20 protein-coding genes are annotated in these 24,059 nt (G+C 73.9%); 6 read left to right on the forward strand and 14 right to left on the reverse strand.

Annotated elements, in window-relative coordinates; translation table 11 throughout:
- Positions 1-7 precede the first annotated feature (7 nt).
- Positions 8-598 carry a DUF5998 family protein gene (locus tag AB0442_RS13720; protein ID WP_366162772.1) on the reverse strand — a complete coding sequence of 197 codons (591 nt, stop codon included), beginning with the start codon at positions 596-598 and terminating at the stop codon, positions 8-10.
- 124 nt (positions 599-722) lie between these two features.
- Positions 723-3,428 (reverse strand): GNAT family N-acetyltransferase, encoded by a 2,706-nt coding sequence (locus tag AB0442_RS13725; protein ID WP_366162878.1) that lies wholly within the window; start codon positions 3,426-3,428, stop codon positions 723-725.
- A 291-nt stretch (positions 3,429-3,719) separates the two neighbouring features.
- Here AB0442_RS13725 and AB0442_RS13730 point away from each other — a divergent pair, with 291 nt between their 5' ends.
- Complete coding sequence (locus AB0442_RS13730) at positions 3,720-3,998, forward strand: HPr family phosphocarrier protein (protein WP_366162774.1); 279 nt, start codon at positions 3,720-3,722, stop codon at positions 3,996-3,998.
- A 70-nt stretch (positions 3,999-4,068) separates the two neighbouring features.
- On the opposite strand, the gene AB0442_RS13735 is transcribed toward AB0442_RS13730, so the two are convergent.
- The 4 genes from AB0442_RS13735 to AB0442_RS13750 form a co-directional block, all read right to left on the reverse strand.
- Positions 4,069-4,980 (reverse strand): glutaminase, encoded by a 912-nt coding sequence (locus AB0442_RS13735; protein ID WP_366162775.1) that lies wholly within the window; start codon positions 4,978-4,980, stop codon positions 4,069-4,071.
- Positions 4,981-5,178: 198 nt separating this feature from the next.
- Positions 5,179-6,372, reverse strand: a complete 1,194-nt coding sequence (locus tag AB0442_RS13740; protein ID WP_366162777.1) for an RtcB family protein — start codon at positions 6,370-6,372, stop codon at positions 5,179-5,181.
- Positions 6,373-6,675: 303 nt separating this feature from the next.
- Complete coding sequence (locus AB0442_RS13745) at positions 6,676-8,055, reverse strand: pitrilysin family protein (RefSeq protein WP_366162779.1); 1,380 nt, start codon at positions 8,053-8,055, stop codon at positions 6,676-6,678.
- Positions 8,052-9,389, reverse strand: a complete 1,338-nt coding sequence (locus AB0442_RS13750; RefSeq protein WP_363542292.1) for a pitrilysin family protein — start codon at positions 9,387-9,389, stop codon at positions 8,052-8,054. Before AB0442_RS13750 ends, AB0442_RS13745 begins: the two co-directional genes overlap by 4 nt.
- 323 nt (positions 9,390-9,712) lie before the next feature.
- On the opposite strand from AB0442_RS13750, the gene AB0442_RS13755 reads away from it, so the two are divergent.
- Positions 9,713-12,163 carry a DNA topoisomerase IV subunit A gene (locus AB0442_RS13755; RefSeq protein ID WP_366162781.1) on the forward strand — a complete coding sequence of 817 codons (2,451 nt, stop codon included), beginning with the start codon at positions 9,713-9,715 and terminating at the stop codon, positions 12,161-12,163.
- 141 nt (positions 12,164-12,304) lie between these two features.
- Complete coding sequence (locus AB0442_RS13760; RefSeq protein WP_366162783.1) at positions 12,305-13,204, forward strand: sucrase ferredoxin; 900 nt, start codon at positions 12,305-12,307, stop codon at positions 13,202-13,204.
- Positions 13,205-13,262: 58 nt separating this feature from the next.
- Here the strand turns inward: AB0442_RS13760 and AB0442_RS13765 are convergent, their stop codons facing one another.
- The 3 genes from AB0442_RS13765 to AB0442_RS13775 form a co-directional block, all read right to left on the reverse strand.
- On the reverse strand, positions 13,263-14,318 hold the full coding sequence (locus AB0442_RS13765; RefSeq protein WP_366162784.1) for an ABC transporter substrate-binding protein: 1,056 nt from the start codon (positions 14,316-14,318) through the stop codon (positions 13,263-13,265).
- Positions 14,319-14,409: 91 nt separating this feature from the next.
- On the reverse strand, positions 14,410-15,279 hold the full coding sequence (locus tag AB0442_RS13770) for an ABC transporter permease (RefSeq protein WP_366162786.1): 870 nt from the start codon (positions 15,277-15,279) through the stop codon (positions 14,410-14,412).
- Complete coding sequence (locus AB0442_RS13775) at positions 15,269-16,093, reverse strand: ABC transporter ATP-binding protein (RefSeq protein ID WP_263103386.1); 825 nt, start codon at positions 16,091-16,093, stop codon at positions 15,269-15,271. Before AB0442_RS13775 ends, AB0442_RS13770 begins: the two co-directional genes overlap by 11 nt.
- 236 nt (positions 16,094-16,329) lie before the next feature.
- Here AB0442_RS13775 and AB0442_RS13780 point away from each other — a divergent pair, with 236 nt between their 5' ends.
- From AB0442_RS13780 to AB0442_RS13790, 3 genes are all read left to right on the forward strand, one after another.
- Positions 16,330-17,916: a sensor histidine kinase gene (locus tag AB0442_RS13780; protein ID WP_366162788.1), complete on the forward strand. Its 1,587-nt coding sequence runs from the start codon at positions 16,330-16,332 to the stop codon at positions 17,914-17,916.
- Positions 17,913-18,599 carry a response regulator gene (locus AB0442_RS13785; RefSeq protein WP_366162789.1) on the forward strand — a complete coding sequence of 229 codons (687 nt, stop codon included), beginning with the start codon at positions 17,913-17,915 and terminating at the stop codon, positions 18,597-18,599. The genes AB0442_RS13780 and AB0442_RS13785 overlap by 4 nt, the downstream gene beginning before the upstream one ends.
- A gap of 208 nt (positions 18,600-18,807) precedes the next feature.
- Positions 18,808-19,197, forward strand: a complete 390-nt coding sequence (locus AB0442_RS13790; protein WP_366162791.1) for a hypothetical protein — start codon at positions 18,808-18,810, stop codon at positions 19,195-19,197.
- A 50-nt stretch (positions 19,198-19,247) separates the two neighbouring features.
- Here the strand turns inward: AB0442_RS13790 and AB0442_RS13795 are convergent, their stop codons facing one another.
- The 5 genes from AB0442_RS13795 to AB0442_RS13815 form a co-directional block, all read right to left on the reverse strand.
- The gene (locus AB0442_RS13795; RefSeq protein ID WP_366162792.1) at positions 19,248-20,882 is read right to left on the reverse strand and encodes a cation acetate symporter; all 1,635 of its coding nucleotides are present in this window, start codon (positions 20,880-20,882) and stop codon (positions 19,248-19,250) included.
- Positions 20,879-21,349, reverse strand: a complete 471-nt coding sequence (locus tag AB0442_RS13800) for a DUF485 domain-containing protein (protein WP_366162794.1) — start codon at positions 21,347-21,349, stop codon at positions 20,879-20,881. The genes AB0442_RS13795 and AB0442_RS13800 overlap by 4 nt, the downstream gene beginning before the upstream one ends.
- A gap of 156 nt (positions 21,350-21,505) precedes the next feature.
- A complete protein-coding gene (locus tag AB0442_RS13805) occupies positions 21,506-22,234 on the reverse strand; it encodes a response regulator transcription factor (RefSeq protein WP_366162796.1) in 729 nt (242 codons plus the stop codon).
- Positions 22,231-23,391: a histidine kinase gene (locus AB0442_RS13810; protein ID WP_366162798.1), complete on the reverse strand. Its 1,161-nt coding sequence runs from the start codon at positions 23,389-23,391 to the stop codon at positions 22,231-22,233. The genes AB0442_RS13805 and AB0442_RS13810 overlap by 4 nt, the downstream gene beginning before the upstream one ends.
- 20 nt (positions 23,392-23,411) lie before the next feature.
- Entirely contained in the window at positions 23,412-23,897 is a 486-nt protein-coding gene (locus AB0442_RS13815) for a DUF1453 domain-containing protein (protein WP_366162799.1), read from the reverse strand.
- Positions 23,898-24,059: the final 162 nt, after the last annotated feature.

Genomic DNA, 24,059 nt, shown 5'->3' on the forward strand with positions numbered 1-24,059 from the left:
GGCGGCCTCAGACCCGGTCGGCGGTTGTCGCCTCGGACAGCGCCCGCGCGAACACCAGCGCCTGCGACACCGTCTCCGGACCGTCACCCGCCTCCGACACCCGCAGCGACAGGTCGTCCGCCGTCGCCGACCCCGTGTACCCGTGGTCCGCGTCGCAATTCGGGTCCGAACAACCCGCCGGCTCCAGGTCCAGGCGCTGCACCGCACCCCAGCCGATCGTGAGCACCACCTCGCGCGGCAGCGTCCCCGGCGTGTACGTCTCCGGGTTCGCCACCATGCGGCTCACCACCACCGAATTGATCCGGTCCAACCGGACGCTCTCGGTCGACGTCGTCGCGTACGGCACGGGGGTCGCCGCGTCGCCGTTCTGCTCGTCCGTGTGGCTCACCACGAAGCGCGACGGGGTCAGCACCAGCACCGTCACGTGCCGGCGGACCTCGTTCGCGTCGAACGTCGTCTCCTGGTGCACCAGGTAGGAGCTGATCGGCTCGGGGCCCACCGCGGACTCCACGGCCTCGGACACCAGGGCCGGGTAGTAGCCGCTGCGCTCGATCGCCGACCGCAGGTCCTGCGTGGTGGTGGTACCGGTCTTGGCCATGTCTCCATCCTGGCATGTCCCGCCGACGAAGCGGGCGGCACTGCGCCGAGCTTCCGGACCCGCCTTGCCGGGTCCGCCCTGCGGGGGGCTGGTCAGCGCCGCCGAGCGGCGCAGCCAAGCAAGGTTACAGGCTGCTCATCGCCCGCGGACCCAGATCCGTCCGCACCGGCAGCGGCGCGATCCGCACCACCGCCCCCAGCACCGCCAGCCCCTGCGGCGCCACCACCACCGGCTCCAGGTCCACCGACGCCACCTCCGGCAGGTCGTCCACCAGCCGCGACACCCGCAGCAGCAACTCCTCCAGCGCCCCGGTGTCCACCGGATCCGCGCCCCGCCAGCCGAACAGCAGCGGAGCCGCCCGCACCTCCCGGATCAGCGCCGCCACGTCCCGGTCCGTCGCCGGCACCAGGCGGTGCGCCAGATCACCCAGCAACTCCGCCGGCGCCCCCGCCAGACCGAAGCTCAGGATCGCGCCCACCGCCGGATCCACCGCCGCCCCGATCACCGTGTCCACCCCGCGCGGCGCCAGCTGCTGCACCACCAGCCGCGCCTGCGCCGCCCCGCCCAGCAACGCGTCCAGCTCCCGGTGCGCCCGCCGCAGCCCCTCCTCGCCGTCCAGGTCCAGCCGCACGCTCCCCAGGTCCGGCCGGTGCCGCAGGTGGTCCGCCGTCGCCTTCAACGCCACCGGATAGCCCAGCCGCCGCGCCGCCCGCACCGCCGACTCCTCGTCCGGCGCCGGCAGCACCGGCCGCACCGCGATCCCGTAGCAGCCCAGCAGCGCCTCCGCGTCCGCCTCCGGCAGCGTGAACCGGGCCCCGCCCGGCTGCGTCCGCGCCGCCACCGCCAGCCGCGTGCCCAGCGCCCCCTCCACCAGCGCCCGCGCCCGCACCTCGTCGATCCCCTCCAGCTCGGGGATCCGCGCCGTCCGCTCCGCCTCCGCGCTGCGCCGGCGCCACTCGGCGTAGTGCACCGCGTTCGCCAGGGCGTGCACCGCCCGCTCCGGCGCCGGGAACGACGGGATCCGGCCCGCCCGCAGCCGCTCCGCCAGACCCCCCAGCGCCAGGTGCGTCAGCAGCAGCGGCTTGCCCAGCTCCCGGGCCCGCTCCCCCGCGTCCAGCAGCGCCGCCGCGACCTCCGGCTCGTCGTCCGGCTCCGGCGCCCCGCCGCCGTGCACCCCGATCGGCGGGATCGCCACCGCGATCACCGCGTCCACCGCCGGGTCGCCCAGCGCCGTCCCCAGCGCGATCCGGAAGTTCTCCCCCGTCGCCGCCGTCGTCAGGTCCACCGGCGACCGCGGCCGCAGCCCGCTGCCCAGGCACGCGTCGTACGTCAGCAGCCCCAGCGAGTCCGAGTTCCCCACCACCGCCACCCGGTCGCCCGCCGGCAGCGGCTGGCCCGCCAGCAGCTCGCCCGTGTCGAACAGGTCGGTGATCGTCTCCACCCGCACCACCCCGGCCTGCCGGAACAGCGCGTCCACCGTCGCGTCCCGCAGCCGGCTCGACGCCGGCTGCACCGCGTGCCCCGGCGGCAGGCTCCCGGTGTGCCGCGCCCCCTTGACCACCACCACCGGCTTCGACGCGGCCAGCCGCCGGGCGATCCGCGTGAACTTCCGCGGATTGCCGAACGACTCCATGTACATCAGCACCACCTCGGTGGCGGCGTCCTCCTCCCAGAACTGCAGCATGTCGTTGCCCGACACGTCCGCCCGGTTCCCCACCGAGGCGAACGACGACACCCCGAGGCCCCGCCGGTGCGCCGCCTCCAGCAGCGCCACCCCGATCGCCCCCGACTGGCAGAACACCCCGAACGGGCCGCGGGCCGGCAGCACCGGCGCCAGCGACGCGTTCAGCGGCCGCTCCGGATCCGTCGACACCAGCCCGAAGGCGTTCGGGCCCACCACCCGCATCCCCGCCGCCCGCGCCTGCCGCACCAGCGCCCGCTGCCGGTCCCGCCCCTCCGGACCGGTCTCCGCGTACCCGGCCGTCACCACCACCAGGCCCTGCACCCCGTGCGCGCCGCAGTCCGCCACCACCGCCGGGACGGCCGCCTCCGGCACCGCCACCAGCGCCAGGTCCACCGGCCCCGGGATCTCCAGCAGCGACCGGTGCACCGGCACCCCGTCCAGCACCGTCCCGTCCGGCGCGCTCCGGTTCACCGCGTACAGCTCGCCGCGGAACCCGGCCAGGCTGCGCAGCAGGCCGCGCCCCACCGACTGCGGATTGCGCGACACCCCGACCACCGCCACCGACCGCGGCGTCAGCAGCCGCTGGACCGACCGGGCCTCGGCCCGGTGCTCGCGGCCGCGCATCACCGCCAGCGAGGCCGCCGTCGGCTCCAGGTCGAACTCCAGGTGCACCACGCCGTCGGCGAAGCTGCGGTGCTGGGTGTAGCCGGCGTCGGTGAAGACCTTCACCATCTTGCGGTTCTCCGGCAGCACCTCCGCGGTGAACCGGCGGATGCCGCGCTCCTGGGCGACCGCCGCGATGTGCTCCAGCAGCGCCGAGGCGACGCCGCGGCCCTGGTGGGCGTCCTGCACCAGGAAGGCCACCTCGGCGTCGGTGCCGGTGGTGGAGGGGCGGCCGTCCTCGTCGATCCGGTCGTAGCGGACGGTGGCGATGAACCGGTCCCGCACCACCGCCGCCAGGCCCACCCGGTTCACGTAGTCGTGGTGGGTGAAGCGCCGCACGTCCTTGTCGGACAGCCGCGGGTACGGGGCGAAGAAGCGGAAGTACTTCGACTGCTCGGAGACCTGCTCGTAGAACTCGACCAGGCGCTCGGCGTCGGTCGGGGTGATCGGCCGGATCCGGGCCGCGCCGCCGTCGCGCAGCAGGACGTCGGCCTCCCAGTGCTGGGGGTAGCCGGTCTCGTCGGCCGGTTCGGTGCCCGGCCCGGTCGCCGGTTCGGTGCCCGGCCCGGTGGCCGGTTCGGTGCGCGGTGAAGTCCCGGAGTCGTCCACAACCGCCAGGTTATCCGGCGGGGGCCGCGGCGAGCCGCCCGGCGGTGCCGGACCGGCGGGGCCAAGGTGGGAACGAGGGGTGCCGCACCGTTCCGGACGTGCGACGGACGTGCGACACTGGTCTAGACAACTGGCTCCACCCAGCACCACCGAAAGGCACGTCCCATGGCAGAGCGCCGCGTCACCGTCGGTTGGGCCGAAGGCCTCCACGCCCGTCCCGCCTCCATCTTCGTCCGCGCCGTCACCTCCACGGGCGTGCCCGTCACCATCGCCAAGGACGGCGGCAGCCCCGTGAACGCCGGCTCCATGCTCGGCCTGCTCGCCCTCGGTGCCGCCGGCGGCGACACCGTCGTCCTGGCCTCCGAGGCCGACGGCGCCGACCAGGCCCTCGACCGCCTCGCCAAGCTCGTCCAGGAGGGCCTCGACGAGCTCCCCGCGGCCTGACCGCGGCTACGCGGAAGGGGTGCACCACGGCGGTCCCTCCGGGTGCACCCCTTCGCCCTGCCGGGTGCCGTCAGAAGACCGACCAGCCGGTCGCCGTGGTCAGCGCGTCCAGCGCCGCCACCCCAAGCACCGAGTTCCCCGCCGCGTCCAGGCCCGGGCTCCACGCGCACACCGCGCCCCGGCCCGGCAGCACCGCCAGCACGCCCCCGCCGACACCGCTCTTGCCCGGCAGCCCCACCCGGTAGGCGAACTCCCCCGCCGCGTCGTACGTCCCGCAGGTCAGCATCACCGCGTTGATCCGCTTCGCCTCGCTGCGGGTCAGCAGCCGCGAACCGTCCCCCCGCACCCCGTGCCGCGCCAGGAACAGCCCCGCCAGCGCCAGGTCCCGGCAGCTCGCCGTGATCGCGCAGTGCGCGTAGTAGTGCGCCAGCACGCTGTCCACCGGGTTGCGCAGGTTGCCGTAGCTCGCCATGAAGTGCGCCATCGCCGCGTTGCGGTGGCCGTGCCGCGCCTCCGAGGCCGCCACCGTGTCGTCCGTGGCCACCGCGTCGTTCCCCGACTCCCGCCGGAGGAACTCGCGGACCGTCCCCACCGCGTCGCCCGTCAGCTCCAGCAGACGGTCCGTCACCACCAGGGCGCCCGCGTTGATGAACGGATTGCGCGGGATCCCCTGCTCGGTCTCCAGCTGCACCAGGGAGTTGAACGGGTTCCCGGACGGCTCCCGGCCCACCCCGCGCCACAGCCCGTCGCCGCCCTCCGCGAGGGCCAGCGCCAGCGTGAACAGCTTGGACACCGACTGGATCGAGAACGGCTCCTCCCAGGAGCCCGCCCCGAACACGCCGCCGTCCACCGTCGCGATCGCCATCCCGAAGGCCTCCGGATCGGCCTTCGCCAGCGCCGGGATGTAGTCCGCCGGCCGCCCGCGCGCCGGCGCCGCGAGCGCGGTCTCCATCGATTCCCGCAGAAGTCCCTGGTAGTCCACGCGGCCATTGTGTCCCCGGCCGCCCGCACCACCCCGCCGGGGTCCACAATCCGACGTTTCGACTTGAGGACCACCACACCCTCGGATGATCCGCCGGCGAACCGACCCACTGCCGGGACCACCCGGCGCAGGCCGGCGCCATCACCGGATCCGACCCCGAAAGGCCGGGGTGCGCCTCCCGCGCACCCCGGCCCGGGCTCAACCCTTCACGCAGACGACCTGCTTGAGGTGGGCGACCACCTCGACCAGGTCGCGCTGCTGGTCCATCACCTTCTCGATGGACTTGTACGCGCCCGGGATCTCGTCGACGACGCCCGCGTCCTTGCGGCACTCCACGCCCTTGGTCTGCTCGACCAGGTCGCGCGTGGTGAACCGCTTCTTGGCCGCGGTGCGGCTCATCTTGCGGCCGGCGCCGTGCGAGGCCGAGTTGAACGCGGCGTCGTTGCCGAGACCGCGGACGATGTACGAACCGGTGCCCATCGAACCCGGGATGATCCCGTAGTCGCCGGAGCCGGCCCGGATCGCACCCTTGCGGGTGACCAGCAGGTCGACGCCGTCGTACCGCTCCTCCGCCACGTAGTTGTGGTGGCAGCTGATCATCCGGTCGAAGGCCACCTTCGCCTTCGGGAACTCCCGCCGGACGACGTCCTGGAAGAGCGCCATCATCACCGCACGGTTGCGCTTGGCGTAGTCCTGCGCCCAGAACAGGTCCTGGCGGTAGGCGTTCATCTGCGGGGTGTCCGCGATGAACACCGCGAGGTCGCGGTCGACCAGGCCCTGGTTGTGCGGCAGCGACCGGGCGACGCCCATGTGGTGCTCGGCGAGCTCCTTGCCGATGTTGCGCGAGCCGGAGTGCAGCATCAGCCACACCGAACCGGACATGTCGACGCACACTTCCACGAAATGATTCCCCGACCCGAGCGAACCCATCTGCTGGGCCGCCCGCTCGCGCTTCCAGCGGACCTCCGGGGCGATGCCGTCGAAGCCGTCCCAGAAGCGGTCCCAGCCGCCGGCGGCGAGGTCGTGCAGCTTGCCCGGGTCGACCGGGTCGGTGTGCAGGCCGCGGCCGACCGGGATCGCCTGCTCGATCTTGGAACGGAGCCGGGACAGGTCGTCCGGCAGGTCCTTCGCGGTGAGCGAGGTCTTGACGGCGGTCATTCCGCAGCCGATGTCGACGCCGACCGCGGCCGGGCAGACGGCGCCCTTCATGGCGATCACGGAGCCGACCGTCGCGCCCTTGCCCAGGTGCACGTCGGGCATCACGGCGAGGCCGTGCAGCCACGGGAGCGAGCTGATGTTGCGCAGCTGCTGCATCGCCTGGCCCTCGACGGTGGCCGGGTCGGTCCACATCCGGATGGGCACGCGGATGCCGGGTACCTCGGTGTACGACATGGTGATTCGACCTCCACAGGTCGCTTGTTTCCAGCGTAGGGGGGTGCCGCGCGATGAGTCCCGGTGCGGCTCGGGGAAGGCTGTGGGGCCGCGCTCAGGCGGCGGTGCGCCGGGAGGACGGTCGTGGGGAGCATCGGTAGTCGCGCTCGACCCGCATGGTGACCGCCTCCTCTCGCGCTGTGTGCTGCGGCCGCGGGGTGCGGCTGCGGGGACCATCTACCCACGCGGCCGGGCCCCGGTGCAATGCAATAAACGCGCGGGCCCGGCGGAGCTGACGCTCCGCCGGGCCCGGGGTGCCGCACGTCAGTTGGCGACGACGGTGACCTCGCCGATGCCGAGGTCGCGGACGGCGTCGCCGATGACGGAGGCGTCGCCGACCAGCACGGTGACCAGGCGGTCCGGCGGGAAGGCGGCGACGACGGCCTCGGTGGCGGCCTCGGTGCCGAGCTCGGCGAGCTGCCGGTAGACCTCGGCCTGGTAGTCGTCGGGCAGGTACTGCTCGACCTGGTCGGCGAGGGTGCCGGCGACCGAGCCGGCCGTCTCGTACTTCAGCGGGGCGACGCCGACGAGGAACTGCACGGCCTCGTCGCGCTCGGCGTCGGTGAGGCCCTCGGCGGCGAGGGTGCGCAGGATCGTCCAGGTGTCGGCGAGGGCCGGCGCGGTGGACGCGGTGTCGACGGATCCGCTGATGGCGAGCAGCGCGCGGCCGGAGCCGTCGGCGGCGGAGCGCAGCGGCTGGGCGAAGGCGCGGACGCCGTAGGTGTAGCCCTTCTCCTCGCGCAGGACGCGGTCGAGGCGGGAGGTGAGGGTGCCGCCGAGGCAGTAGGTGCCGAGGATCTGGGCGGCCCAGGTGGGGTCGTGGCGGTCGGGGCCGATGCGGCCGATGAGGAGCTGGGTCTGGACGGAGCCGGGCCGGTCGACGATGATCACGCGGCCCTTGTCGTCGGCGGTGACCGGGGCGTGGACGGAGGGCTCGGCGGGGTCGGCCGTCCAGGTGCCGAGGGTGCTGTCGAGGAGGGCGGGGAGGTCCGTTCCCGTGAGGTCGCCGACGACGACGGCGGTGGTGGTGCCGGGGCGGACGTGGGCCCGGTAGAAGGCGTGGACGGCGGCGCGGTCGATGGTGCGCACGGTGTCGGCGGTGCCGCTGCGGGGGCGGGAGAGCCGGTCGGTGGCGTCGAAGAGGGCGGCGTAGAGGGCCTTGGCGGCGCGCCGGGCGGGGTTGGCGAGTTCGTGGGTGATCTCGTCGAGCCGGTTGGCGACGAGTCGTTCGATCTCGTCCTCGGGGAGGGCGGGCGCGCGCAGGGCGTCGGCGAGGAGGGTGAGGCCGCGCTCCAGGCGGGAGGCGGGGACTTCGAGGCTGACGCGGATCGCGGGGTGGTCGGCGTGGGCGTCGAGGGTGGCGCCGGCGCGCTCGAGTTCGGCGGCGAACTCCTCGGCGGTGTGGTGCTCGGTGCCCTCGTTGAGGGCCCGCGCGAGGATGTTGGCGACGCCGTCGAGGCCGGTGGGTTCGGCGGCGAGGGGGGCGTCGACGACGAGGTCGACGGCGACGAGCTGCTGGCCGGGGCGGTGGCAGTGCAGGACGGTGATGCCGTTGCCGAGGGTGAGCCGCTGGGGTGCCGGGAAGGCCCAGGGGCTGGGGGTGCCGGCGGTGGGCTGCGGGTGGAAGGTCATCTGGCTGGTCACGCGGCCGTCTCCTGCTCGGTGGTGTCGTCGGCGTCGGGGCCGGTGGTGGTGGGCTCGTAGGCGAGGACGGCCCGGTTCTCGGGGTGGAGGCGGGCGGCGGCGACGGCGCGGACTTCTTCGGCGGTGATGTCGAGGACCTTGGGGAGGGCCTCGTTGAGGAGCTTGGGGTCGCCGAAGAGGACGGCGTAGCGGCAGAGTTCGTCGGCGCGGCCGGCGACGGTGGTGAGCCGGTCGAGCCATTCGCGTTCGATCTGGGCCTGGGCGCGCTCGAGTTCCTCGGGGGTGGGGCCCTCGGCGGCGAAGCGGGCGAGTTCCTCGTCGACGGCGGTGCCGACGGCGTCGAGGGTGGCGTCGCCGCTGGTCTTGACGTCGAGCCAGCCGAGGCTGGGGGCGCCGGCGAGGCGCAGCAGGCCGAAGCCGGCGGTGACGGCGGTGCGGTCGCGGCGGACGAGCCGGTTGTAGAGGCGGCTGGATTCGCCGGAGCCGAGGATGGTGAGGGCGAGGTCGGCGGCGTCGGCCTCGCGGGTGCCGTCGTGGGGGAGGCGGTAGGCGGCCATGAGGGCGCGGCTGGGGACGTCCTCCTCGACGAGTTCGCGCAGTTCGCGGCCGATGGTGTCGGGGAGGGTGCCGTCGCGCGGGGGCTGCTTGCCGTCGTGGGCGGGGATGCTGCCGAAGTACTTCTCGACCCAGGCGACGGTCTGCTCGGGGTCGAGGTCGCCGACGATGGAGAGGACGGCGTTGTTGGGGGCGTAGTAGGTGCGGAAGAAGGCGCGGGCGTCCTCGAGGGTGGCGGCGTCGAGGTCGGCCATGGAGCCGATGGGGGTGTGGTGGTAGGGGTGGCCGTCGGGGAAGCTGAGGGCGGTGAGCTTCTCGAAGGCGGTGCCGTAGGGGACGTTGTCGTAGCGCTGGCGGCGTTCGTTCTTGACGACGTCGCGCTGGTTCTCCATGGAGGTGTCGTCGAGGGCGTCGAGCAGGGAGCCCATCCGGTCGGCCTCGAGCCAGAGGGCGAGTTCGAGCTGGTGGGCGGGCATGGTCTCGAAGTAGTTGGTGCGTTCGAAGCTGGTGGTGCCGTTGAGGGAGCCGCCGGCGCCCTGGACCAGTTCGAAGTGGCCGTTGTTGGAGACGTTGCGGCTGCCCTGGAACATCAGGTGTTCGAAGAGGTGGGCGAGGCCGGTGCGGCCCTTGACCTCGTGGCGGGAGCCGACGTCGTACCAGAGGCAGACGGCGGTGACCGGGGTGAGGTGGTCCTCGGAGAGCACCACGCGCAGGCCGTTGGCCAGGCGGTGTTCGGTGATGGCGAGGCCTCGGTGGGAGGCGGGGGCCGGCTGGGCCATGCGCTGTGGGTCCTTCCCTGGTGGTTGTGCAGGTCGGGGGCTGTGTGCGTGTCCCCATTGTGGTGCAACGCGCGGGGGCCCGGGATGTGTCCGCGCAGGGGCGGCGTTCGCCAGGGGCGGACGCGGCGGGGGGCGGTCGCGCCGGTGGGCGGCCCGGGTGCGGGGGCGGGCGCTGCGGGGCCCGGGTCGGCGGGGGTGGGCGTGGCTGTGGGTGGGAGGGTCCACAATGGGGGGCGCCGTGCCCCCGTAGGGTTCGACGCGGCGGCCGGTGGACGGCCGCCGTTCGACAGACGCAAGCCCGACACGCAAGGAGCCCCGCCGCGATGGCCCGCCGCAGTTCGCCCACCCCGCCGCCCGGTGACTTCGAGGAGCGGATTCTCGATGTCGACGTGGTGGACGAGATGCAGGGCTCGTTCCTGGAGTACGCGTATTCGGTGATCTACTCGCGGGCGCTGCCCGACGCGCGGGACGGTCTGAAGCCGGTGCACCGGCGGATCCTGTACCAGGCGAACGAGATGGGTCTGCGGCCGGAGCGCGGGCACGTGAAGTGCGCGCGCCTGGTGGGCGAGGTGATGGGTCGGCTGCATCCGCACGGCGATGCGTCGATCTACGACTCGGTGGTGCGGATGGCGCAGCCGTTCTCGATGCGGCTGCCGTTGATCGACGGGCACGGGAACTTCGGTTCGCTGGGCAACGACGACCCGCCGGCGGCGATGCGGTACACGGAGTCGCGGCTGACGGCGGCGTCGATGTCGATGGTGGAGTCGATCCACGAGGAGACGGTCGACTTCGGTCCGAACTACGACGGCAGTGAGCAGGAGCCGCAGGTCCTGCCGTCGGCGTTCCCGAACCTGCTGGTGAACGGCGCTTCGGGCATCGCGGTGGGCATGGCGACGAACATGCCGCCGCACAACCTGGCCGAGGTGGTGGCGGCGGCCCGGCACCTGATCAAGCACCCGAACGCGGACCTGGACACGCTGATGCGGTTCGTGCCGGGTCCGGACCTGCCGACGGGCGGCCGGATCGTGGGTCTGTCGGGGATCCGGGACGCGTACGCGAACGGCCGGGGGACGTTCAAGATCCGGGCGACGACGTCGATCGAGAGCGTGACGGCGCGCCGCAAGGGGATCGTGGTCACCGAGCTGCCGTACAGCGTCGGGCCGGAGAAGGTGATCGCGAAGATCAAGGACCTGGTCAACGCGAAGAAGCTGCAGGGCATCGCGGACGTCAAGGACCTGACGGACCGCGAGAACGGTCTGCGCCTGGTGATCGAGGTGAAGAACGGCTTCGTGCCGGAGGCGCTGCTGGAGCAGCTGTTCAAGTTGACGCCGATGGAGGAGACCTTCGGCATCAACAACGTGGCGCTGGTGGACGGGCAGCCTCTGACGCTGGGTCTGAAGGAGCTGCTGGAGGTCTACGTCGACCACCGCTTCGAGGTGGTCCGGCGACGCAGTGACTTCCGGCGGCGCAAGCGCCAGGAGCGGCTGCACCTGGTCGAGGGCCTGCTGGTGGCGCTGGTCGACATCGACGAGGTGATCGCGCTGATCCGGTCGAGCGACAACGCGGCGCAGGCGAAGGAGCGGCTGGTCGAGCGCTTCTCGCTGTCGGAGGTGCAGACGGCGTACATCCTGGACACTCCGCTGCGGCGGCTGACCCGCTTCGACCGGGTGGAGCTGGAGGACGAGCAGCGGAAGCTGACGGCGGAGATCGCGGAGCTGACGGAGATCCTGGAGTCGGACGCGCGGCTGCGCAGCGTGGTGTCGTCGGAGCTGGGTGCGGTGGCGAAGCAGTTCGGTTCGCCGCGCCGGACGGTGCTGCTGGAGGCGGGGGCGGTGCCGAGTGCGGCGCTGTCGGTGCCGCTGGAGGTGGCGGACGATCCGTGCCGGGTGATGCTGTCGTCGACGGGTCTGCTGGCGCGGACGGCGGACGGCGAGTCGGTGGAGGTGTCGGAGCAGCGGGCGAAGCACGACGTGGTCGTGTCGGCGGTGGCTGCGACGGCGCGGGCGGACGTGGGTGTGGTGACCACGGCGGGCCGGGTGCTGCGGCTGCCGGTGATCGACCTGCCGCAGTTGCCGCCGGGGGCTGCGGCGTCGCTGGCCGGTGGTGCGGCGGTGTCGGAGTTCCTGCGGCTGGAGGCCGGGGAGCGGGCGCTGGCGCTGACGACCCTGGACGAGTCCTCGCCTGGTCTGGCGCTGGGCACGGTGCAGGGCGTGGTGAAGCGGGTGGTGCCGGAGTGGCCGTCGAACAAGGACGAGTTCGAGGTGATCGCCCTCAAGGAGGGTGACGAGGTCGTCGGTGCGGTGGAGCTGGCGACGGGCGAGGAGGACCTGGTCTTCATCGCCTCGGACGCGCAGTTGCTGCGGTACCCGGCGGGTCAGGTGCGGCCGCAGGGTCGTCCGGCCGGCGGCATGGCGGGCATCAAGCTGTCGGAGGGGGCCCGGGTGCTGTCGTTCACGGCGGTGGATCCGGGTGCGGACGCGGTGGTGCTGTCGGTGGCGGCGGCGTCGGGGACGCTGTCGGGCGGTGAGCACACGACGTGGAAGGTGACGCCGTTCGAGGTGTATCCGCGCAAGGGCCGGGCGACGGGCGGTGTCCGTTGCCAGCGGTTCCTGCGGGGTGAGGACGTGTTGGCGTTCGCGTGGGCGGGTGCGGTGCCGGCGTTGGCGGCTGCGGCGAACGGTTCGCCGGTGGTGCTGCCGGAGCGGGATCCGCGCCGGGACGGTTCGGGTTCGCCGGTGTCCGCGCAGGTCGCGGCGGTCGGCAGCCGGCTGTAGGGCCGGTTCCGCGTGGGCGGGGGCGCTGCTTCGGCGGCGCCCCCGTCGGCGTTGCGGCGGGGGTCGGTGCGGTCGGCGGGGTGCCCGGGGCGGTGCTTCGACGCCGGGGCTGCCGGGGGTGGCGAGGGTAGGCTTGCCTGGGTGAGCACCTGTGCGACGTTGTCGCTGGAACTGTCCGAGCCGTTGGCCGCGACCGCGGCGACGGCCTCGACCTGGCTGCTGTTGGAGCAGGCCGGGCCGTGGGGGGCGAAGGCGCTGGTGGAGAGCCATCTGGAGACCGCGGTGGGGGCGGCGCTGGAGGCGGCCGCGGCGGGTTCGGGGGTGCGGGTGGCGCTGGTTCGTTCTCCCGGCCGTCATGCGGACGCCCGGCTCCGGGACCGGCACCGGGTGGTCGTGGCGCACACGGTGCCGGGCCGGTCGTGGGTGCGGCGCTGGTCGGTGGCGGATCCGGCGGAGCTGCTGGGCCTGGACTTCGCGGCGCTGGGTGCGGGGGTGCACGGCGGTCTGGGGGTGGAGCACGACGGCGGTCCCCTCGCGCTGGTCTGCACGAACGGCCGCCGGGACCGGTGCTGTGCGCTGCTGGGGCGTCCGTTGGCGGCGGAGCTGGCGGCGTCGGGCCTGGGCGAGGTGTGGGAGGTGACGCACCTGGGCGGTCACCGGTTCTCGCCGACGATGCTGGTGCTGCCGTTCGGGTACGCGTACGGGCGGCTGTCGGGGGCGGCGGCGAAGGAGGTGCTGGCGTCGACGGCGGCGGGGCACACGGTGCCGGAGTTCTCGCGGGGCCGGTCGTGCTGGGACCGCCCGGGTCAGGCGGCGGAGCATGCGGTGCGCCTCGCGGTGGGTGAGACGGCGGCGGAGGCGCTGACGGTGCGCCAGGCGGCGGTGGTCGGCGGCTGGTCGGTGGAGGTGCGGCACGTGGACGGCCGCGGCTGGCGGGTGCCGGTGACGGCGGGGGTGTCGGAGCCGCCGCGTCCGGAGAGCTGCGGGAAGGCGGCGGGGCTGCCGTCGCGGATGGTCGCGGGGCCGGTGGAACGGCTGTGACGGCCCCTCGCCCGCTGTCCGGGAGGGCGGGGGGGCCGTCACAGGTCGCGGGGCCGGGTCAGCCGGTGGCCTTGTTGACGAACTCGGTGGTGTAGGTCTTGGCGAGGTCGATGCCCGCCTCCTTGCCCTTGACGTCGGGGTGGAAGGCGCCGAGGACGGCGAGGACGGTCTTCGGGCCGTCGGCGGGCATGACGCCGTCGGTGGTGAACATCGGCAGGGTGGCCTTGATGGCGGCCGCGTACTGCTCGGCGCCGCCCTGTGCGTAGTCGGCGGGCATCTTCGCGGCGATCTCCTCGGGGGTGTGGGTGTTCATCCACTTGAGGGTCTTGACGAAGGCGTTGGCGAGCTTCTGCACGGTGTCCTTGTTGCCGTTCACCCAGGCGGTGTTCATGTACAGCGAGGACGAGGGGTAGAGGCCGCCGAGGGCGGCCTTGGAGCCCTCGGGGGTGCGCATGTCGTACAGCACCGTGCCGATGTTCTTGGAGACGATGTTGGCGACGGTCGGGTCGGTGGTCATGCCGGCGTCGATGGAGCCCTGCTGCATCGCGGCGATGAAGGTCTGGCCGGCGCCGACGGCGATCGGGCTGAACTGGCTGGTGTCGATGCCGTTCTTGACGGCGAGGTACTTGGTGAGGAAGTCGGTGGAGGAGCCGATGCTGGTGACGCCGAGCTTGCGGCCCTTGAAGTCGGCGCCGCTCTTGATGGCGTCGGCCTGCTTGGCGGAGACGACCTCGACCTCGCCGGGGGCCTGCGAGAACTGGACGACGGACTCGACGCTCTTGCCCTTGGCCTGCAGGTCGATGGTGTGGTCGTAGAAGCCGACGGCGCCCTGGACGTCACCGGCGAGGAGGGCGGTGGTGGCGTTGACGCCGGCGGGCTCGCTCATCAGCTCGACGTTGACGCCGGCCTCGGCGAAGTAGCCGAGCCGCTGGGTGAGCATGGCGGGCATGTAGATGACCTTGTCGAGGCCACCGACCATGATCTTGACCTTGGGGCCCTCGACGGTGGGGCCGGCCGGGGCGGCGCCGTTGTGCGAGGTGGAGGCGGCGTCGTTGGCGCAGGCGGCCAGCGGCAGGAGGAGGGCGGCGGCGAGGGCGGCGGCGGTTCTGCGCATGGGTGGGGGCCTTCCTGGGTGCGCGGGGGGAGTCTTCTGCGGGGGAGCTACTGCGGGGCGTGCTGCGGGAACTGCGGGGTGGGGCCGCGGCTCAGCGGCCGTCGCCGGAGTCGGCGGGCTTCCAGCGGAAGAGCCGCTTCTCGGCGAAGGTGAGCAGGCCCTCGGTGAACAGGGCGACCACGGCGAGGATGGTCATCGCGGCGTAGACGCCGGCCGCGTTGAAGGTGCCCTGGGCGGCGGCGACCATCAGGCCGAGGCCCTTGGTGGCGCCGATGTACTCGCCGACGATCGCGCCGATCAGGGCGAAGCCGAAGCTGACGTGCAGGCTGGTGAAGATCCAGGTGGTGGCGGCGGGGATGACGACCTGCAGGGTGACCTTGCGGTTGTCGGCGCCGAGGATGCGGGCGTTGGCGACCAGGTTGCGGTCGACCTCGCGGGCGCCCTGGAAGGCGTTGAAGAACACCGGGAAGAACACCAGGACGACGGCGGAGGCGACCTTGGACGCCGGGCCGAGGCCGAACCAGATCAGGAAGATCGGCGCGAGGACGATCCGCGGGATCGCGTTGAGGACCTTGATGTAGGGCCCGAACACGTCGGCGAGGAAGCGGATCCGGCCGAGCGCGATGCCCAGCAGGACGCCGGTGACGACACCGATCACCCAGCCGCTGAGCGCCTCGTACAGCGTGTAGCCGATCTGCTCGCCGAGCGAGCCCTGGGCGGTGCCGTGGGTGATCCACTGCCAGATCTGCGCCCAGATCTTCGACGGCTGGGAGAAGTTGAACGGGTCGATCGCACCGGTGCGGGCGCAGACCTCCCACAGGCCGAGGAAGGCGACGAGCACACCGGCCCGGGCGGCGTACACGCCGTTGCGGCGGTTGCGGGCGGCCCGTTCGCGGACCTGGCTGCGGGTGGCGGCGGGGGCGGCCGCGGGTGCGGCGGCGGGGGCGGTCTCAAGCGGCACGACCCGCTCCTCTCTCACGGGTGATGCGGACTTCCTCGCCGAGGGAGGCCCAGATCTCGCGGTACAGCTCGACGAAGCGGGGCTCCAGGCGGACGGCCTCGACGGTGCGCGGCCTCGGCAGGTCGACGGTGAAGACCTCCTTGACGGTGGCCGGTCCCGCGGTCATCACGACGACCCGGTCGGCGAGGGCGATCGCCTCGTCGAGGTCGTGGGTGACGAAGACGACCGAGGAGCCGGTGCCCGCCCACAGCTCCAGCAGCTGGTCGGACATCAGGGCCCGGGTCTGCACGTCGAGCGCGGAGAACGGCTCGTCCATGAGCAGGATCTTCGGGTCGTTGACGAAGGTCTGGGCCAGCGCGACGCGCTTGCGCATGCCGCCGGACAGCTGGTGCGGGTAGCGGTCCTCGAAGGCGGCGAGGCCGACCCGGGCGAGCCAGTCGCGGGCCTTCTCGCGGGCCTCGTCGGCACCGACACCGCGGAACCGGGGGCCGGCGGTGACGTTGGAGAGCACCGTCCGCCACGGGAAGACGGCGTCCTGCTGGAAGACGAAGCCGACGTTCGGGTTGATCCCGTCGACGTGCTCGCCGTAGACCTTCACCTCGCCCTCGGTGGGCTCCTCCAGGCCGCTGACCAGGGTCAGGGTGGTCGACTTGCCGCAGCCGGTGGGGCCGACGACGGCGACGAACTCGCCGGGGGCGACGGTGAGGTCGAGGTCCCGGACGGCGGTGTGCAGGGTGCCGGACGGCGTCCGGAAGCGTTTGGTCGCCCCGGTCAACTCGATCGCCGGGACGGCGCCGGCCTTGTGCGGGCTCACGTGAACCACCTACCTCCTCGGCCGGCGTCGTCGCCGGCTCGGTGCTGTGCTCCGGGACGCTACGAGCGGCACCGGCCGCGGCGGGAGGCTTGCGGGCGTAACGCGGCTTTCCCGCGTTGAGGGCTGTTCTGCTCCTTTTGCTTCCGCTACAACGGCTGGGCGGGGCTGGCACGAAACACGGACGAAACGTAGGGTGACCGTCCACCCCGCCCCGCCGAGCACGGAAGGAGTCCGCCGTGAGGCGTCCGCACTGGCCACGCCGGGTCTTCGCGCAGCTCCTGCTCAGCCAGACCGTGGTCACGGTCGGTGTCACCGCGGTGACGGCGGGACTGTTCCTCGCGCCGGTCAGCCGGGAGCTCGACCGGGACGCGATGCAGCGGGCCCTGTCGATCGCGCAGGCCACCGCCGCCGACGACGCGCTCGCCCGGGCGGCCGCCGCCCGGGACTCGCGGACCGCCCAGCAGGGCGCCGAGCAGATCCGGCTGGCCACCGGCGCGAGCTTCGTGGTGATCACCGACACCGACGGCATCCGGCTGTCCCACACCGACCCGTCGCGGATCGGACTGCGGGTGTCCACCGACCCCCAGCCGGCGCTGCGCGGCGAGTCGGTCACCGCGATCCAGGACGGCACGCTCGGCCGCACCGCCCGCGGCAAGGTACCGCTGCGACTCACGGACGGGAGGATCGTCGGCGAGGTCTCGGTCGGGATCAGCGACGGCTCGATCCGCCGCCGGCTGCTGTCGATGACGCACGGCATCCTGCTGTGCGCAGGCGCCGGCCTGGCCGCCGGCCTGGCCGCGACGCTGCTGCTCGCCCGCCGGCTCAAGCGCCGCACCCACAACATCGCGGTCGCCGACATCGCCGCGCTGCTCGTCGAGCGGGAGGCGATGCTGCACGGCATCCGCGAGGGCATGGTGGCCCTCGACGGGGCGGGCCGGATCCGGCTGGCCAACGACGAGGCGCTGCGGCTGCTGGCGCTGCCGGAGGACTGCGCCGGGCGGACGGTGGACGCGCTGCTGCCACCGGGGCGGCTCGCGGACGTGCTGACCGGGCGGATCACCGGCACCGACCTGCCCGCGGTGCGCGACGACCGGGTGCTGGTGGTGAACCGGATGACCACCGCCGACGGCGGCGCCGTCACCACGCTCCGCGACCGCACCGAACTCGAATCGCTGGTGCGCGAGCTGGACAACACGCGGAGCCTCACCGAGGCGCTGCGGGCTCAGGACCACGAGCACGCCAACCGGATGCACACCCTGCTCGGCCTGCTGGAGCTCGGCCGGCACGAGCAGGCCGCGGCGTTCATCTCCGAGCAGTCCGGGTCGCACTCCGCGCTGACCGCACGGATCTCCGAGCAGGTGCAGGACCCGCACGTCGGCGCGCTGCTGGCGGGCAAGGCGGCGGTCGCCGCCGAACGGGGCGTGGAGCTCGCCGTCACCGCGGACAGCCACCTGCCGGACGCCGCCGTCGACGCGCGGGCGCTGGTGACGGTGGTCGGCAACCTGGTCGACAACGCCCTGGACGCGGTCGGCGCCGGCCCCGGCGCGGTGGACGTGCGGCTGCGGCCGGTCGGCGCGACCCTGCTCGTCGAGGTCGCGGACAGCGGCCCCGGCGTGCCCGAGGAGCTGCGCACGCTCGTCCTCGAGGAGGGCTGGACGAGCAAGGACGCCCCGGCGCACCGGCCGCGCGGCCTGGGCCTGGCGCTGGTGGGCCGGGTGGTGGAGCGGTCCGGCGGCCGGCTGGCGGTCGGCACCGGGCCGCGCGGCGGCGCCCGGTTCACGGTGGAACTGCCCGAGGCCCTGCACCCGGTGGAGACGGCATGATCGACGTACTGGTGGTGGACGACGACTTCCGGGTCGCCGAGGTGCACGCGGCGTACGTCGCCAAGGTGCCCGGCTTCCGGGTCACCGGGCGGGCGCACAGCGCGGCCGAGGCCCTCGCCAGCCTGGAGCGCTCCCCCGTCGACCTGGTGCTGCTCGACCACCACCTGCCGGACGAGACCGGTCTCGCCCTGGTGCGGCGGCTGCGCGAGGGCGGCATCGGCTGCGACGTGATGATGGTGACCGCCGCCCGGGACGTGACCACCGTGCACGCCGCGATGCAGCACGGCGCCCTGCAGTACCTGGTGAAGCCGTTCACCTTCGCCGGACTGCGGGAGAAGCTCACCGGGTACGCCGAGCTGCGCCACGCCCTGGCCGGCGCGGCCACCCGGGAGGCCGGCCAGGACGAGGTCGACAGGATGTTCGCGGCCCTGCGGAGCGCCGCCGCGCCGGCCGCGCTGCCGAAGGGCCACTCCGCCCCGACCACCGATCTGGTGCTCGGGGCGCTGCGCGGAGCCGGGCAGCCGCTGTCCGCCCAGGAGGTCGCGGACGCCACCGGCCTGTCCCGGTCGACGGCGCAGCGGTACCTGAAGCAGCTGGCCCGGGACGGGCGGCTGCGGTTGAGCCTGCGGTACGGCGACACGGGCCGGCCGGAGCACCAGTACGGGCTCGCCGCCGGGCGGTAGGGCGAGGGGCGGCGGGGCGCGGCCGCGCCGCTCGTGGTCTGTCCCGGGGCCGGCCGGCCGAGGCGTACGCGGTTTCCCACGCCGTTGGCAGGGCAGCCGCCTGACGTTCGGTCATTTGTCGGGCACTCACGGTGGCGATTCTGTCACGGACATGACATAGTCGCCACAGGAACCCCGACAAGGCTCTGATTCAAAGGAGAACAGTGCCATGATTTCACGTATCGCAGGTCTGGCCACTGCTGTGGCAACGATCAGCACCCTGGCCTCGGGAACCGCGGCTGCTGCGCCCCAGCCCGCGTGCCCCGCGTCGATCACCCGGCCGTGCGTCTGGCAGCAGCCGAGCACCGAGGGCGTGGTGGGCGCGGCCCGCCTCGACACCGCGGACCATACCCGGCCCACGCTGCTCCGCGTCGAGGTGCGGATCCAGCGCGCCTGGGGCCGCCCCTGGGAGACGGTGGCCAGCTCCACGCTGGTCGCCAGCACCAGGACGCTCTCGCTGACCACCCCGGCCGTCCGCACCGACTACCGCACCATCGTCTGTGCCACCGGAGGCCCCGCCGACGCGCCCGAGCTGCACAGCACCAACTGCACGCTCTGACGCACCGCCACCGGCGCCGCGGGCAGGCCTGGAGCATCCGTGGGGGAGCTCTAGACCGCCCCGGCGCCGGTGAGCGAGCGGACCTCCATCTCGGCGAAGCGGTCCGGGTCGGCCGGCTCGCGGTCGGTCACCGTGCCGATCCAGCCCGCCAGGAAACCCAGCGGGATCGACACCAGGCCCGGGTTCTCCAACGGGAAGAAGTGGAAGTCCACGCCCGGCAGGACGGACGCGGGCGTGCCGGACACCACCGGCGAGAACACCACCAGCAGCACCGCCGGCACCAGCCCGCCGTACACCGCCCAGACCGCACCGCGGGTGGTGAAACGCCGCCAGAACAGGCTGTACAGCAGGGTCGGCAGGTTGGCGGAGGCGGCCACGGCGAAGGCCAGGCCCACCAGGAAGGCGACGTTCAGCCGCTGCGCGAACAGGCTCAGCACGATCGCCAGCGCGCCGATCGCCACCGCGGACAGCCGGGCCGCCAGCACCTCCTGGCGCTCCGTCACCTGCGGACCGTCGCCGCGCCGCCACGCCCCGGCGTACAGGTCGTGCGCGAAGGCCGCCGACGAGGCCAGGGTGAGCCCGGCGACCACGGCGAGGATGGTGGCGAACGCGATGGCCGAGATCAGCGCGAACAGCAGCACCCCGCGGGTGCTGCCGGTACCGCCGCCGAGCTCCGCCGCGAGCAGCGGCACGGCCGTGTTCCCCGCCGGGTTGGCGCGCCGCACCTCCGCGGAGCCGACCAGGGCGGCCGCGCCGAGGCCGAGCACCACCGCCATCAGGTAGAAGGCGCCGACCAGGCCGATCGCCCAGATCGTGGAGCGCCGGGCGGCCCGCGCCGTCGGCACGGTGTAGAACCGGCAGACGATGTGCGGCAGCCCCGCGGTGCCGAGCACCAGGGCGAGGCCCAGGCTGACGAAGTCGAGCCGACTGGTGAGGCTCGCCCCGTAACGCAGGCCGGGCTCCAGGTAGGCGCCGCCCGCGCCGCTGCGGTCGGCCGCCGTCCGCATCAGCTCGGCGACGTCGCCGTGGAAGCGGACCAGCACCAGGACGGTCAGCAGCACCGAACCCGCGACCAGCAGCACCGCCTTGACGATCTGGATCCAGGTCGTCGCCCGCATCCCGCCGATCGTCACGTAGACGATCATCAGGGCGCCGACGCCGACGATCGTCCAGGCCTTCGCCGGGCCGTCGCCGGTGCCGAGCAGCAACGCCACCAGGCTGCCCGCGCCGACCATCTGCGCCACCAGGTACAGCAGCGAGACCACCAGCCCGGCGGTGCCCGCGGCGGCCCGGACGGGTCGGGCGCGCATCCGCACCGCCAGCACGTCGGCCAGCGTGTAGCGCCCGGCGTTGCGGACGAGTTCGGCCACCAGCATCAGCACCAGCAGCCAGGCCACCAGGAAGCCGATGCTGTACAGCACGCCGTCGTAGCCGTACAGCGCGATCAGCCCGGTGACGCCGAGGAAGGAGGCGGCGGACAGGTAGTCGCCGGAGAGGGCGAGGCCGTTCTGCAGCGGACTGAAGCCGCGGCCGCCGGCGTAGAAGTCCTCGGCGGCCCGGCCGCGGCGGCCCGCCCACAGCGTGATGCCCAGGGTGACCAGGACGACGACGGCGAACAGTGCGACGGCCAGCCCGTGGCGGCCGGGCGACCAGGCGCCCGCGGCGAGGACGGTACGGGCGCTCACCGGAGCCGGTCCTGGGTGTCCCAGCGCAGCTCCAGGGCGGCCCGGTCGCGCTTGGTCCGGGCGTTACGGGCGTACCGCCAGGTGAGCAGGAAGGTCGAGGCGAACTGGCCGAGGGCGAGCACCCAGGCGACGTTCAGCGGACCGGCCAGCTGACGGCGCATCACCTCCGGTGCGGCGGCCTGGGCGACCAGGTAGAGCAGGTACCAGCCGAGGAACAGCACCGTCGCCGGGAGGACGAAGCCCCGGTGGTCGCGGCGGATCCGGGCGAAGGCCTCGCTGGACTGGACCGCCCGGTACACCTCGGCGGCGTCCGCCGCACCCGGGGCGGGGGCCGCGGTGGCGGACGCCTCACGGGTGCCCGCGGCGGGTGCGGGCGGGACGGCCTGCGTCGGGACCACGGCCCGCCGGGCGGCGGGCCGGCCCGGCAGCCGGTCGGCCCACCAGTCGAAGCTCTGCTGCTGCGCCACGAACGCTCCTGGACGGGGACGCACGCGCGCGCGGCGTCCGGCACGGCGCCGGAACGGAAGCCTCCGGCCGCTGACCCGACCAGAATGGGACCGCCGTCCGCCGCTGCGCCAATCGACGCAGGAACGTTCACCCAAACTGATGAGCGGGGTCCGCCCTCACGAACTCCGGGAAATTCCATGCCGATAGGCGTACGCCACGGCCTGCGCGCGGTCCCGCACCGCGGTCTTCGCGAAGAGGTTGTTGATGTGCGTCTTCACCGTGGACGGGCTGACGAACAGCTCGGCCGCGATCTCCGCGTTGGAGAGCCCCTCCGCGATCAGCGCCAGTACCTCGGCCTCCCGCGCGGTGAGGCCGTCCGGCAGCGCGGGCAGCACCGACGGCCGCTGCGGCGCCGACGGCCGCTGCGGTTGCGGGAGCTGCTGCGGCTCCGGGGGCCGCGGGTCGCGGGGCTGCCCCGACAGGCTCTCCAGCAGCCGCCGCTGCACCTGCGGCGACAGCCCGGCCGCACCGGAGCGGACGTCCGCGATCGCCCGGGCGATCTCCTCGGCCCCGGCGTCCTTCGTCAGGTAGCCGCGGGCGCCGGCCCGCAGCGCCGGGAAGAGCGAGTCGTCGTCGGCGTACGTGGTGAGCACCACCACCTCCGTGCCGGGGTGCCCGGCCCGGATCCGCCGGGTCGCCTCGACGCCGTCGCAGCGCGGCATCCGAAGGTCCATCAGCACCACGTCCGGCGCGAGTTCGGCGACCAGGCGCACCACCTCCTCGCCGTCCGCGGCCGCACCGACCACCTCGATCCCCGGCAGCAGGCCCAACAGCATCACGATGCCCTCGCGCACCACGGTCTGGTCGTCCGCGACGACCACCCTGGTGACCGGCCCCGCGCTCACGCCGGCACCCTCAGCAGCACCCGCCAACCTCCGTCCTCGGGACCTGCGGACAGCTCACCGCCGAGCAGTTCGGCGCGCTCCCGCATCCCCAGCAGACCGTACCCGGAACCGCTGTCGGCCAGCCCCTGCGGGGTGCCGCCGCGCGCCGGGCGGGAGTTGCGCACCTCCAGCTCGACGGCGTCCGGCAGGTAGGCGAGCCGCACCGCGACCCGGCTGCCCGGCGCGTGCTTGCGGGCGTTGGTGACCGCCTCCTGCGCCACCCGGCGCACCGCCAGGCCGGCCTCGGCGGGCAGCGGCCGCGGCGGGCCCCCGATCGCCAGCGCGGCCCGCTCACGGTCCGTCAGCTCGACCAGGAAGTCGCCGACCGGGGTGAGTTCGCCGCGCAGTGCGGACAGCGCCTGCCGGGTCTCCGCCAGCCCCTCCTGTGCCATCCGGCGGGCCGCCACCACCCGCTCGCGGACCTGCTCGCGCTCCGCACCGCGGTCCAGCATCAACCGGGCCGCCTCCAGGTGGACGAGCTGCGCGGAGAGGCTGTGCGCCAGCACGTCGTGGATCTCCCGGGCGATCCGGGCCCGCTCGGCGAGCGCGGCGCTCTCCGCCTCGGCCGCGCGGGCCGCCCGCTCCTGTTCGAGCAGCCGCCGCTGGGTGCCGCGCGCCTCCGCGTCCAGCCGCAGCAGGTAGCCGAGCAGGCCGAGCCCGCCGGCCGTGGTCAGACCCGCGACCAGCGCCTCTCCGCTCATCAGCGCGTACGAGACGAGGGCCGCGCCGGTGACCGCCGCACCGGCGGCCAGCGGCAGGCGGACCAGCGCGAGGACGGCGAGGCCGCCCCAGAGGATCCCGGCCAGGGTGTCCGCGCCGCCGTCCTTCGCCAGTGCGGCGATCGCCAGCAGGCCCGCCGCGCAGGCCAGCGCGGACCACAGCCGGCGGGCCCGGGAGGTGAGGTGGAAGCCGACCAGCAACGCGGCCGACTCGGCCATCCAGCCGCCCGCGACGACGGCCGCCCAACCGGTGAACCGGCCGGTGGAGAAGGTGCCCCACACCACCACGGTCAGCAGGACCAGCCGGCCGCCGGCGGTGATCACCTGCCGGGGCCGGGTGGCCGGCTCCCGGTGGGACGCGCTGCCGGCGGGCCAGCCGGTCCAGAACTCCAGGGTCACCCAAGGCTCCTCACGCACGGTCAGAGGACGGCGGGCCGGTCGAAGGTCTGCGCCACCCGCAGCTTCAGCACCGCCCCGCGGACCAGCAGCAGCACTCCCAGCGACAGCAGCAGCACGGCGGTGCTCTGGTGCACGTGCAGTGCGCCGCCGAGGGCGTACCAGCCGATCCTCAGCACGATCATGCCCACCCAGGCGGCCACCGTGGCGCGGGTGCCCTTCGCCCAGACCGTGCCGTCGGCCTCCTGCCACAGCCGCACCGTCCACCCCCAGACGCACCCCATGGCGAGCACCGTCAGCAGCGAACCGGCCAGCACGGCCACCGCCGCCACGCGGTGGTCGCGGTCGATCAGCGCCGGGTCGCGCAGCGCGACCACGGCCAGCACCAGCGGCACCGGCCAGAAGCGGCCCCCGGTCTCGATCAGGCGCGCCTTCATCTGGCGGGTGACCACCAGGGCGACCACCGCGAGGGCGACCAGCACGTTGGCGAGGGCGGCGAGGGACGACATGACGGGCTCCCGGTGAGAGGTCGGCTGACCTCTCCGACGCTACGGACCGGGCGTCCCGCGCACCTCGGAGCGCGGGACGAGATCCGCGAGGACGTCGTGCCGGGGGTTCTCCACCCGCAGGTGGAGAACCCCCGGCACGACGGGGCGCGGACCCGGGTCCGG

The organism is Kitasatospora sp. NPDC085895 (assembly GCF_040702125.1).
Classification (GTDB): Bacteria; Actinomycetota; Actinomycetes; order Streptomycetales; family Streptomycetaceae; genus Kitasatospora; species Kitasatospora arboriphila.